The organism is Corallococcus sp. AB030 (genome assembly GCF_003668965.1).
GTDB lineage: Bacteria > Myxococcota > Myxococcia > Myxococcales > Myxococcaceae > Corallococcus > Corallococcus exiguus.
Map to the genome: position 1 here is coordinate 1 of NZ_RAWQ01000274.1, position 11,158 is coordinate 11,158.

The 11,158-nt window shown below is 72.6% G+C and carries 15 protein-coding genes and 1 tRNA gene; all 16 read right to left on the reverse strand.

Annotation, left to right across the window (positions count from 1 at the left end; all coding sequences use genetic code 11):
- Positions 1-74 precede the first annotated feature (74 nt).
- The gene (locus tag D7Y15_RS44445) at positions 75-320 is read right to left on the reverse strand and encodes a hypothetical protein (protein ID WP_148712981.1); all 246 of its coding nucleotides are present in this window, start codon (positions 318-320) and stop codon (positions 75-77) included.
- Entirely contained in the window at positions 317-979 is a 663-nt protein-coding gene (locus D7Y15_RS39300; protein ID WP_121755761.1) for a hypothetical protein, read from the reverse strand. The genes D7Y15_RS44445 and D7Y15_RS39300 overlap by 4 nt, the downstream gene beginning before the upstream one ends.
- Positions 976-2,226 carry a DNA adenine methylase gene (locus D7Y15_RS39305; protein ID WP_121755762.1) on the reverse strand — a complete coding sequence of 417 codons (1,251 nt, stop codon included), beginning with the start codon at positions 2,224-2,226 and terminating at the stop codon, positions 976-978. Before D7Y15_RS39305 ends, D7Y15_RS39300 begins: the two co-directional genes overlap by 4 nt.
- Complete coding sequence (locus D7Y15_RS39310; protein WP_199746039.1) at positions 2,223-3,947, reverse strand: DEAD/DEAH box helicase; 1,725 nt, start codon at positions 3,945-3,947, stop codon at positions 2,223-2,225. Before D7Y15_RS39310 ends, D7Y15_RS39305 begins: the two co-directional genes overlap by 4 nt.
- On the reverse strand, positions 3,944-4,327 hold the full coding sequence (locus D7Y15_RS39315; protein ID WP_148712982.1) for a GxxExxY protein: 384 nt from the start codon (positions 4,325-4,327) through the stop codon (positions 3,944-3,946). Before D7Y15_RS39315 ends, D7Y15_RS39310 begins: the two co-directional genes overlap by 4 nt.
- Positions 4,324-6,567 carry a DNA cytosine methyltransferase gene (locus D7Y15_RS39320; protein ID WP_158629191.1) on the reverse strand — a complete coding sequence of 748 codons (2,244 nt, stop codon included), beginning with the start codon at positions 6,565-6,567 and terminating at the stop codon, positions 4,324-4,326. Before D7Y15_RS39320 ends, D7Y15_RS39315 begins: the two co-directional genes overlap by 4 nt.
- Complete coding sequence (locus tag D7Y15_RS44970) at positions 6,564-6,710, reverse strand: hypothetical protein (RefSeq protein WP_158629192.1); 147 nt, start codon at positions 6,708-6,710, stop codon at positions 6,564-6,566. The genes D7Y15_RS39320 and D7Y15_RS44970 overlap by 4 nt, the downstream gene beginning before the upstream one ends.
- Positions 6,707-7,210: a DUF1643 domain-containing protein gene (locus tag D7Y15_RS39325; RefSeq protein WP_121755765.1), complete on the reverse strand. Its 504-nt coding sequence runs from the start codon at positions 7,208-7,210 to the stop codon at positions 6,707-6,709. The genes D7Y15_RS44970 and D7Y15_RS39325 overlap by 4 nt, the downstream gene beginning before the upstream one ends.
- Entirely contained in the window at positions 7,207-7,572 is a 366-nt protein-coding gene (locus D7Y15_RS39330) for a hypothetical protein (RefSeq protein WP_148712983.1), read from the reverse strand. The genes D7Y15_RS39325 and D7Y15_RS39330 overlap by 4 nt, the downstream gene beginning before the upstream one ends.
- Positions 7,573-7,639: 67 nt before the next feature.
- A complete protein-coding gene (locus D7Y15_RS39335; RefSeq protein ID WP_121755767.1) occupies positions 7,640-8,734 on the reverse strand; it encodes a DUF5131 family protein in 1,095 nt (364 codons plus the stop codon).
- Positions 8,727-8,912, reverse strand: coding sequence for a hypothetical protein (locus D7Y15_RS39340; RefSeq protein WP_121755768.1), 186 nt, complete (start codon positions 8,910-8,912; stop codon positions 8,727-8,729). The genes D7Y15_RS39335 and D7Y15_RS39340 overlap by 8 nt, the downstream gene beginning before the upstream one ends.
- A complete protein-coding gene (locus D7Y15_RS39345) occupies positions 8,905-9,261 on the reverse strand; it encodes a hypothetical protein (RefSeq protein WP_148712984.1) in 357 nt (118 codons plus the stop codon). Before D7Y15_RS39345 ends, D7Y15_RS39340 begins: the two co-directional genes overlap by 8 nt.
- Positions 9,254-9,559, reverse strand: coding sequence for a LexA family transcriptional regulator (locus D7Y15_RS39350; RefSeq protein ID WP_121755770.1), 306 nt, complete (start codon positions 9,557-9,559; stop codon positions 9,254-9,256). The genes D7Y15_RS39345 and D7Y15_RS39350 overlap by 8 nt, the downstream gene beginning before the upstream one ends.
- Positions 9,556-9,798, reverse strand: a complete 243-nt coding sequence (locus D7Y15_RS39355; RefSeq protein WP_148712985.1) for a hypothetical protein — start codon at positions 9,796-9,798, stop codon at positions 9,556-9,558. The genes D7Y15_RS39350 and D7Y15_RS39355 overlap by 4 nt, the downstream gene beginning before the upstream one ends.
- On the reverse strand, positions 9,795-10,505 hold the full coding sequence (locus tag D7Y15_RS39360) for a PP2C family serine/threonine-protein phosphatase (protein WP_158629193.1): 711 nt from the start codon (positions 10,503-10,505) through the stop codon (positions 9,795-9,797). Before D7Y15_RS39360 ends, D7Y15_RS39355 begins: the two co-directional genes overlap by 4 nt.
- A 331-nt stretch (positions 10,506-10,836) precedes the next feature.
- Positions 10,837-10,910 (reverse strand) — tRNA-Arg (locus D7Y15_RS39365).
- Positions 10,911-11,158 lie beyond the last annotated feature (248 nt).

The window sequence follows — 11,158 nt, forward strand, 5'->3', positions numbered from 1 at the left end:
ACCCTCGGCGATCTCTGGAGGCGGCGGAGGGATGGGCCGGCGACGTGGGCGAGCGGGCGGCGTGGGGCAGGTGCTCATGGTGTCGGGTCCAGGGTGAGCTGAGGACAGCAGGCGGGCGGGACGGGCCAGTCCGAGCAATCGGCCAGCGCTGCGACGCCGTGGCGGCAGCTGGGCCAGGGGCCCGGGTGGCCCTCGCGCACGGACTCCGAGGCGACGCGCGGCGCATGGGGCGACGGCCGGCCGTCATAGGTGACGGCGTCGCCCATGCGCGTGGCTCCGCAGTGCTCGCAGCGCACGGCGGGCAGGCGGCAGCGGCTCACGGGGATACCCCCGTGGCGCAGGTGTGTGGCGGGCACCCGGGCGCGGTGCAGCGCCAAACCCGGCACGTGGAGCACTTCGTCATCGCCCGCCGGCAGCTGCACTTTCGGAGGACGCGGTCCTTCAGCGACGCGGGCTCGCGGCCTCCGGAGCGCGCCGCGAGGGCCTCGTAGGCGTCCCAGCGCGCCTTGTCCTCCCCGACGACGGCGCCGAAAGCGAGGCGCACGCGGGCCAACACCTGCGCGGGCACCTCCCACAGCGTGTCCGCCGGGCCGGGCTCGCAGTCGACGGGCTCCGGCAGCGCCACCACGTCCTCCAGCCACAGGCCCGCCGGGCCCACGTACCAGCGTGACTGCCGCTCACCATCCGGCCACAGCGACACCGCAGCGACGCGCGCCACGGCCACCACCGCGCACGTCGGCAGCTCGTCCGCAGGCGGAGCGCTGACACCCGGCCCGTGCCAGGAGGCCATCCAGTCCTTGATCTCCGGCACGTACTCCGCCGCCGCGCACACCGCGACGTAGGCGCCCAGCACGTCCGTCGGCGGAACCCGGTGCAGGTTGAGGACGGGCGCATTGCGGACCTGCACCGCCCAGCACCAGGGCTGGGGCGCGGTGACGCCGTAGATGGGGACGCGCATGGGGGCGTCGCAGGCGCTCACCGGGCACCTCCCGTGAAGACGGCGAACGGCAGCCCGTGCAGCGGGTCCTCCGCCGGCGCCAAGCAGTGAGGACTGAACCAGATGCGCTCGCGCTGCGCGTTCTCGTGGTTCCCGCGCGCGGCCGCGTACCCGCCTGGGGCTTTCCAGGAAACACACCGCCATGTGGACGGCATCGGGTGCTCGCCCTCGTAGCCGCACAGCGCGATGCGCAGTCGGGGGTTGTCGCCGTTCGCCAGGGACCACTCGCGAACGCGGTGGGCCACCTGCAAGTACTCCTCCGCGTAGAGGCTGGGGTCTCGGCCGGCCGCGCCGCTGTACGGCGGGTCCAGGAGGATGCCCGTCACGCCGATGCGCTCGGTGACGTTGGGCGAGAGGATGCGGCTCCAGTCTCCGCAGCACACGCGCACGTAGCGCAATCGGTCCGCCAGGGCCTGCATCCACTCGCCGATGCCGCCCTGCTTCCCGCTGACATGGATGCCGCGGCCGACCGCACCGGAGTCGCCCGACAACACCGGCATCTGCTCCGGCAGCCCACGACCATGCACGCCTCGCCCGCCACGTCCCAGGCTCGGCCGCTTCTCCCAGCCAGCCGCGATGCCCAGGTCCCGCGCGCGCTGCGCGTGGACGCCGTTGCCGTGGCTCAGGTGCGGGCGGCGCTTCCAATCCGGGTTGCTGCGCAGGTCGCGCAGCCGTTCCTCCTGTGCCTCCCGCTCGCCCTGGCGAACGGCGAGCTGGTGGATGCCCCGGCCCGGCTTGTCGAGCATCGGCCGCTTCGCGTACTCGCTCGTGGCGATGCCGCACGTCTTCTCGGCGCCGGCCGCCTCCTGCTCCTCCCACGCAGGCTGTGCGCACCAGCCGCTGCCAATCCACTGGCAGATGCCCCACACCCACCACCCCGCGACCTTCGAGTCGAAGTACTCGGGGCCCTGCCGCATCCGCGCGCGGAACTCCGTCTGGCCCACCAGCCACCGGTGCCGGGCATGGAGGTCCGCCTCGTTCACCGGCCAGTCCGCGTACCGGGCCACCTCGTCCGGCGCGAGCTGCACGGCGCGCCAGAAGTTGGCCAGGTACGCGTCCCGGTCGTTCACCGTCTCCACGCCCGGGGGCGTAGGGCGGCCCAGCATCACCGCAAGGCTGCCGGCGAAGGGTTCGACGTAGTTCGCCACGTCGCCGAAGGCCTCCCAGACGAGGTGCGCGGCCCGGCTCTTCCCGCCAAACCACGGAAAGGGTGCACGCAGGGGAGTCATGCCGCCCTCCGGTTCTTCAGAAAGGACTCGGCCAGCTTCCGCACGCGTCCCTCGTCCGTCTCCAGCCGCTCCATGAGGCTGGCCTGCGGATCGCGGATGCCCTCCATCTGGTTGCGCTTGATGCCGAGGACGTCCGCCACCACCGGGTCCGAGCCGGAGTCGGACACCAGGAAGTAGGCCATGACAGGGTCCGGCTGGCCGTCACGGTGGACGCGTCCGCACGCCTGCTCATGCACGCCGGGGCTCCAGTCCAGCTCGCCGAACACCATTGTGCGGCAGCAGTGCTGGAGGCCGTCGAGTCCCGCGCCCGCGCGCAGCGACATGATGAGGATGGGCGTCTGCCCGTCCTTGAAGCGCTTCGCCTGCTCCTCCTTCTGCGCCGGGCTCTCCTGGCCGGTGAAGATGGCCGGGGAGTACTCCGCGAGCCGCTCGCGCCAGATGCTGTACACCTCGTGGTGCCAGCCGTAGAGCAACACCCGCTCGCCGTTCTCCACCAGCATGCGGACGAACTCCGCGACGAAGGGCGCCTTCGCGATGCCGGTGGCCTGCCGCAGGCGCCAGGACAGCTCCCCGGAGGCGTGGAGCCGCTCCTCGGGCTTCACCCCGCCCTGCGCGAGGATGATGCGGGCGAGCTCCGCGGCCTTGTCCTGCACCTCGTCGAGCACCCGCGTGTCCGACTCGACGGTGTGCACGTCGCGCGAGAGTGACGGCAGCTCCCGCCCGACGTCCTGCCGCGTGCGGCGCAGCATGAGCCCCGCGTCGCGCAGGTACGTGCCGAAGGCGCGCGGGTCCTTGAAGTTGAGCTTCTCGTCCACGCCGGTGCACCACTCCCGGCTGAACTCCTCGCGCGTGCCCAGGACGCCGGGCTTGATGGTGTCGAGGACGTGAAACATCTCCCCGCCGTAGTTGTAAATGGGAGTGGCGGACAGGCCGATGACGAAGGGCGTGCGCTCCGCCAGGTAGTGGGCGGCCCGGTACTTGTCCGACTCGGGCCCACGCCGCAGCTCCTGGCACTCGTCAAAGACGATGGAGCGCACGCCCGCGTTGGCCAGCGTGTCCGCCCAGCCCGACAGCTTGTGGTAGTTGAGAATGAGGACGTCGGGCCAGGGCAGCTTCTGCCCGCCGCGCCCGCGCGTGACGTCCTCCGGCGTCGCGCGCTTCGCTACGTGCACGCGCAGGCGCGGGAGGAAGCGCGCCAGCTCGCGCTGCCACTGCCGGGGCAGGTGCGTCAGCGTCACAACTACCGCCGGCAGCGTGCGCGTGTCCGTGAAGCCCGTCAGCGCGGAGGCCGTCTTCCCCAGGCCCACGTCATCCGCCAGCAGTAGGCGCTGCAGGCGCAGCCACATGTCCGCCGCCTTCCGCTGGTACTCGCGGGGCGGGACATTCATCGCGAAGTCGGGCGCCTGGTACTCGGCGGCCAGCAACTCCGCCACCTGCGCCTCGCGCCGGGCGTGCTCCCGCGCGCCGCGCCGGAGGAAGTCCTTGGCCTCCTTCCCCACCACCTCCATTGGGTACCGCTCGAGGAACCACTCCAGCTCGCGCGCCGTCTCCGCGGTGGCCGCCAGGAAGACTTCTCCGACGTCCCCCTTGTTGATGCGGTCGAAGACGCGCTTCAGCCGCAGCGCTACGTGGGGCTCCGCCTGCACCACCCACGCGGGCCGCTCACCGCCGCGGCTGCCCAGCTTCCGCGCCTCCAGGCGCACCGTCCCGTACGTCTTCACAGCAGGCCTCCCCTCAGCACAGCGACGCGCACGGGCTTGCCCTGCATGAGGGCCGGCAAGCTGTCGTGGCGGGAGCGGGTGGTGACGAGCAGGAGGGCGTGGATGTCCTCCCGCTCCGCGTAGCGGACTAGCTGGCGGGTGACCTCGGACAGGCCCCCGTCCACCTTCACTTCGAGGCCCACGTGGGCTTCCGTCAGCAGGAAGTCGATGCGGCCCGCCTCCCCCAGCCGCACTTCGCGCTGGAAGGGAATGCCCGCCTCCGTCAGCACCTGGTCGAGCGCCTCCTGCAGAAGGGCCTCCCCAGCACAGCGGAAGCGGTGGCGGGTGACGAGGGCGCGGACCTGCTCCAGCGCCGTCATGGCAGGCGTGGGCGCGCTCATGCCGCGTACCCCTCGAAGCCAGGGCGGAACCAGAAGTCGCTCACCAGCGACCAGCCATGGCCCAGCTTCGACTTCAGCGCGGCGAGGAGTTGCTCCTCCTGCCACACGAGTGCGCCACCCGCCGGGATGCCGTCGCCCACCATGCTGCGCACGCGCGCGTCGCTGGAGGAGACGAACTCCAGCGGATGTCCGTCCACCACCGGGGGCAGGCCCTGGAGGACGGCCAACTCCAGAGTCGTGAGCGGCCGGTGCCAGCAGCCCGACAGCGGGGAGAGGATGGCGGGGGCCAGCGCGCCCTTCGGCGGCTCCCAGCCCTCGGCGAGCAGCGCCAGCGCCAGGTGGATGCTGATGACTGGCCGGGGCGCGGGGCGCGGATCCGCGATGGCCGCGGAGCCGTTGTCCACCTGGAGGCTGCCCGTCACGGTGCGCGCGGGCTGGTCCCACTCCAGCACGCCGTAGAAGCCGTTGCGGCAGGTGGGGCCTACCCCCAGCGCGTCGAGCGCCGCCGCCGCGCGCGAGTCCGCGAGCGCGGCCGGCGTGTTGCTGCTGCTCACCGTCGCGGAGCCGGAGACGGTGGGCGCCGGGGCGCGCTCGTCCATGACTCCGAAGAGGCCGGGGCGGCCCGCGTAGGTGCCCGCGCCCGTGGCCGTCTGGCCCAGGCCGACGAGCTCCAGCACGCGCTGGTCCGCCACCGAGGGCGCACCGCTGCCGGGGCGCGAGGCGGCCGTCACCGTACCCGACGGGCTGCCCCATCCCGTCACCGCGTACTTGTTGCGGTGGCGCAGGGGGTTGTCCGTCCCCATGGCGATTCCGTCCAGGCGCGGATCCGCCACCGAGACCGGGCTGCTCCCGCCGGAGACGTAGGGCATGCCGATGACGGTAGGCGCGGGTTTCTCCCAGTCGATGACGCCGCAGGTCCCCGTGCGGCCGTCAGCGCGCAGGGCCAGCGCATCCAAGGGGCGGGCGTCGGCCACCACGGGCGCACCGGCCTGGACGTCCGTCGCGCCCGTCACCGTCCTGCCCGGAGCACTCCAGTCCTGCACGCGGTACTGGTCCGCGAAGCGTTCGCCGCGAGCGTGCGTGAGGGCCACCCCCTCCAGCGCGCGCGGGTCAGCCACGGCCGCGCCGCCGTTGTCGTGCCGGGCGACGCCGCGCACCGTGGGTGCCGGCCCGTCCCAGGCCGTCACGCCCGCCGCGCCGCGTCGCGGGGAATGCCCGAGCCCGAGCGCGTCCAGGGGACGCGGGTCCTCGACTGCGCACAGCCCCGCCCCCCCGGGCCCGGCTACCGTGGGCGCCGGCTCCGCCCAGGCCTGCACCGGGTGCCGACGGTGCACCTCGCGGCGCTGCTGGCCCTGCTGCACGGGCGTGCCGAGCTGCTCTTCCACCAGGTCGCGGAAGGGGCTCGTGTCCACGCCCGCCGGCCACAGTCCGCGCGCCTCCAGCCACGCCACCACGCCCCCGCGGGGCGGCAGGTCCCGCCAGTCCCCGCCCGGAGGCACCAGCGCCAGGCGCACCGCGTTCAGCCACTCGATGCGCGGCAGCTTGTGGTGCTTCCCCGCGCGCGGGTCGTCCGGGAACGGCAGCGGACCGAGCACCTCGCCCACGCCGCGCAGGCGCTTCTTCGAAGGCATGGCCACCGGCACCGGGCAGCGCTTCGCGTCGCGCCAGCAGATGGTGAGGCGCTGGCGGCGCTGTGCCAGCCCCGCCTCCTCGCCCAGGTCGTGCTCGACGACGGACACCTCGTAGCCCGCGCGGCGGCCCAGGCGCAGCACCTCCGTGAGGTTCTCCGGGCAGCGATGCCGATACGCCGGCACGTTCTCGATGACGACCATGACGGGCCGCTCGTCGCCCTGCCACGCGGCCAGCACCTTGCGCGCGGCCTTCACCGCGAGCCGGTTCATGTCCTGGTACTTCTTCGTCGCCGCACGCTCCTTCGAGGTGAGCCGTGAGGCGCCCTTGCACGGGGGCGACCACTTCATGAAGTACGGGGCACGCGGGCCGAAGAAGGCACGCAGCTCGCGCGGACGCATGCGGCCGATGTCCGCGCAGAGGGACTTCGCGCCCGTCAGCTTCGTGAACGTGTCGCAGCGCTCCTGCTCGAAGTCGATGCCGCCCACGTTGCGGACCGTCGCGCGGTGGCCGTCCACCTCCACCTGGGCGCAGTCCGCGCCGTACGCGCCGACGCCCGCGCCGCAGAAGAGGTATCCGACGGTGAACTCGTGCTCCTGGATGCAGCTCATGGACGGCTCCGGACGACAGCGACGGCGCCGAGCGCCGCGAAGAGGGAGAGGGCGACGAAGAGAAAGGCGCCCACGCGCGGCTCCGCGCGGGCGACGAGGTAGCCAGCGCACGTACCGGCCAGGAGGAAGCGCGTCGGGCTCACGACAGCGCCTCCCGGTAGAGCTGCGGCCGCAGGTGCCCAGCGAGGTACAGCGGATGCCGGGGCTCGCCCGCGCCGGTGAGCGCGAGCGCATGCACCGGGTGGTACCGGCACAGGAGCGCCAGCACCGCGGGCGCGCGCTGGGGCACCAGCCGGTGAGCGCCCCAGGCTCCGACGATGAGGGAGGCCTCGCGCGCGGCGGACTCAAGGGCCGCGTCGTTGAGCGGGCCCACCGCATCCTTCGCGGGCATCAGGTCCGCCGGGTCGGTGGCCCTGAAGGCGAACAGGTTGCAGAGCGTGAGCGCCCCGTAGCCCCAGGCCTGCGCGAAGGCCACGCAGCGGCGCAGCGTCGGATCGCCCTGCTGCCCATCGGCAACGGACGGGTTCAACATCACGAAGAGGACGCGGCGGTCATCCATCGCGGACCAGCGGCGCCAGAGGCGGTACCGGTACAGGCCGCACTCGCTCAGCGTGGCGCCGGCATCCAGGTAGCGGAGCGTCATCGAGCCGCCCCCTGCGCGACCGACCACGCGGCGCGCACCAGGCGGAGGACTTCATCGGGCAGCACCCACAGCCCCTGGGCGCCGCGGCAGGCCACGGGCTGGATAGGCGTCCTATCCGCGAGCCACAGCCCCGTCTCGCCCATGTACCAGCGGCTGGGACGGAAGGCCGTCTTGCGCGTCACCGCCTCCACGCGCGCGACGCCGATGATGGCGCCGGCCGGGTGCTCTGCCTCCGTCGGCACGCGGAGCCCGAACTCAGACGCCATGGCGTCGGCGTTGTCCTGGTCCCACGTCTTCCCGTTGTGGATGGCGAGCCACGAGCCGACAGGAGGCGCTGGGAAGCGCGGGCCCCGGTTCTCCACGTCCTTATCGGCATGGACGACCGCCCATCCCCAGGGACGCCAGAGAGTGATTCCGCGGATCCGAACCTCACCCACGGACCACCTCCGGCATCTCGTCCCAGGTGCGACCATCGAGGACGCGGCCAGCAGCCTTCTTCCCGAGTTCGAAGAGCGTGTGGCACTCGCCACCCACCGGAAGCGGCTCCGTGGGAAAGGTCACCTTCGGCACGCGGCAGCGACGCGTGCTGTCGCCCGGCAGTCCTTCCGGCACCTGCTCGTAGAGAGCGTCCACCTCCTGCTCCGTCATCACGCAGCAGGGCTTCCACGCCCCCCACTGCTTGAAGAAGAAGTGCACGCCCGTGCCCACGCAATGGTCGCGCAGGCGGCGCGCCCAGACGGGGTGCATGGGCCGGGCGCCCGGGCCGGACTCACCACCGACGACGACCCAGTCCAACCCTCGACTTCCACCAACAGCGGGAAGCACGTGGTGATGCGCCGGGCCGTTCCAACCGCTGGTCTGCATTCGCCGCGAAATGAAGCGCTGAAGGTCAACCGGCCCGAGGAGCGGCTCGCAGGACAGCCACCGCACCGCCGCGGGCGTGCGTAGCAATTCCGGGATGCGCTCGTCTGCGCGCTGCTGGTCCTCCACCGACACGCCCAGCCACACGTTGGGCAGCGGCCAGCGCAGCTCGTCCGGCTCCAGCTTGAGCCCACGCCGCGTCGCCTCCATAGCGGCGATGGACAGCACCTGGCCCTGGAAGTCCTCGCTGCCCACCGTGCGCGCCATGACGGCCGCGCGCTTCGTCAGCACCTGGAAGGTGTGCCGACGCGCGAGCGCCATCACCGCGAACACCTTCGCGATGTCCTTCGCCTGGAGCTCCTCGTGGAAGAGGTCGCTCATGCTGTTGACGAAGACGCGCCGGGGCTTCCGCCAGTGGAGCGGCTCCAGCAGTTTCTCCGCGTCGAGCACCACCTTGCCTGTCCATCGCGGGCCCGCCGGGGTGCTCTTCACGAGCCCCTCGTAGGCCTGCCCGGGACCGGACAGCCGGATGGCCATGCGTTCCGCGTAGCAGCCGCCCTTGCGCGCGCCGGGCGTGCCGCCACCGCAGCCCGGGGAGACGCGGGAGCAGCCGCGCGTCGGGTTCCAAACGACGTCCGTCCACTCGATGGCCGTCTCAGCCATGGCGCTTCGCCTCCTCGCGCTGCGTGGAGAGGCCGCCGGGCAGCACGCGCAGCACGGGCCGACCGGTGTTGGGGGTGGAGGCGCGTGCGTCTCGACGCGCCAGGAGGAACAGCACCGCGGACGCCAGGTGCAGCACGACGGCCGCGAGGTGGAGCGCACCGAAGAGCCCGTCACGCATGGCGCATCTCGGGGCCCGCCGCGAAGCTGGCCAGCAGCGCGGCCTTCGCGCGCTCATGGAAGGGCTGCTCCCGCTTCTTCGCCGTCCGCCACAGCCGCTCGCAGGCGGGATGCCGACAGGTGGCCACCGGACGCTCCTTCACCTCGCCGAGCTGCAGGTGGCGCGGGCGCAGCGTCCAGCACACCGAGCACCGGGCCTTGAGCCCGGCGTACCCGGCGTCCTCCGGCGACGTGGGCGTCTCTCGGTACAGCCGCAGGCGCAGCAGGCCGCGCTCACGCTTCGGGCACGTGCGCACCAGCACGTGCACCTGCTCGCGACGCTCCTCGGGCGTGGGCAACGGGCTACCCATGGAGCACCTCGGGGTGCTCGCGCAGGTAGGCGTTGGCCAGGGCCTCGCCAGACTCGGTGATGACGAGCCCGCGGTGGACGTTCGGCAGACGCTTCAGCAGGCGGCGCTGTTCCAGCCGCTCGAAGTAGTCCGTCGCGGCGCGCTTGGAAGCCCAGCCGAAGCGCTCGCACACCTCGCTCGCCGATGGCGCCACACCTCTGTCCAGCTTGTAGGCGTGGACGTAGGCAAGCACCTCCTGCTGGCGCTGCGTCGGGGCGCCCCCGGAGGGCCCATTCTCGGGAGGGGGACGGCAGCTCATCGCGCGGACCTCCGGCTGACGGTGGTGGCGCAGGCGCTGGAGTCCTGGGCGGCGGACTCCTTCTCGCGCTCGCGGCGCACGCGCTCCAACTCGTCGGCCTTCGCCCAGGCCTTGCGCGCCTGCACGTCCCAGACGCTGACGACGATGCCGCTGGGGTCGCTGATGGAGACGCGGTGGCCAGTACCGCTGCGCAGGGACACCTTGACGACAGCGGCAGGGGGCATACCGGTGGCGCTCACGCGGCACCTCGCACCGTTTCCGGGACGTCCCCGGGCACGCGCACCACCAGGGCGGTGCAGTTGTCGCGGCTACCGGCGGCGAGCGCGGACTCCACCAGCGCCTGGGCGGCCACCTGGGCGTCGGCGCCGTCCGCCAGCACCGAGGCGAGCTGCTCCAGCGTCAGCGACTCGTGAACGCCGTCGGTGGATAGCAGCCACACATCCCCGGGACGCGCGTCCGTCTCCAGCACGTCCGGCGTGCAGTCGGAGCGGACGCTGCCGAGGCACCGCGTCAGGACGTGCCGGCTGTCGCGGTGGTCCTCGGTGAGCTGCTCCAGCTTCCCCGCGCGCAGCCGGTACACGCGGCTGTCGCCCACGTGCGCCACGGCGGCCCGCGCCCCCGCCACCACCAGCAGGGCCAGCGTGGTGAGTCCCGTGTGCTGCCCGACGAGCTGCTCGCGGCGGACGTCGCGGTGGGCGTGCGCGACGGCGGACTCCATGCCGAGCTTGAGCGAGCCATCACTGGCATCCGCCTCGCGCAGGTACGCGTGCCCCAGCACCGAGCGCACCGCGGCCTGGGCCGCCTTGTCGCTGCCCTCGTAACTGCCCAGGCCGTCCGCCACGGCGGCGATGAGTCCCGCCGGGCCCTGGGTGCGGCCCACGGCGTCCTGCTGGTAGTCCCGGCGCCCCTGCTCGGAGCTCGCGCCCACGTCGTAGGCGCGGCTCATCGGCCACCGCCCTTCTTGCCGCGCTGGGCCTTGGCGTCCGTCCCCGTAGACGGGAGGCTCGCGCCGGAGACGGCCCGCATGGGCAGGCGGCAGAAGGCGTCGCAGAACGCCTCGTAGGCGTAGTGCCCCTGTCCCGACGACGAGCCTGTTACGGCCCATCCGCCAGGGACGCGCGAGAACGTCAGCGTGAAGGTGTCGGGAACCGGCGGCGTCGGCCCTGCGGGTGAAGCTTCTTCCGGGCGGGCCAATAGCGGGCCAGGCTCAGTAGAGCTTGCTCGGCTGCCCGGCCTTTCAGGAGGATTTTTCCTGAAAGGCCGGGCACTTACACGAGCGCGCGATGCAGGATTCGAACCTGCGGCCTTTGGCTCCGGAGGCCAACGCTCTATCCAGCTGAGCTAATCGCGCAGAACCGCTTTCCGGTGTCGGAGGAGTAACCGAAGTCCCCAGACGACGCAAGCACGCAATCCTGACAGGCCGTGGCTGTCAGCCCGGCCTGATGGCTCCTGCACAGAGGCGGCGCGCGCCCCATCCGCCCCTTCCGCATGATGGACTAGACCCGGGGACATGAACCGCGCTCCCCTGCTATCCGCTTGTCTCCTCGCCGCCTGCCTGGCCTGCACGGAGTCACCCCAGACGCCCGTGGCGTCCCCCGC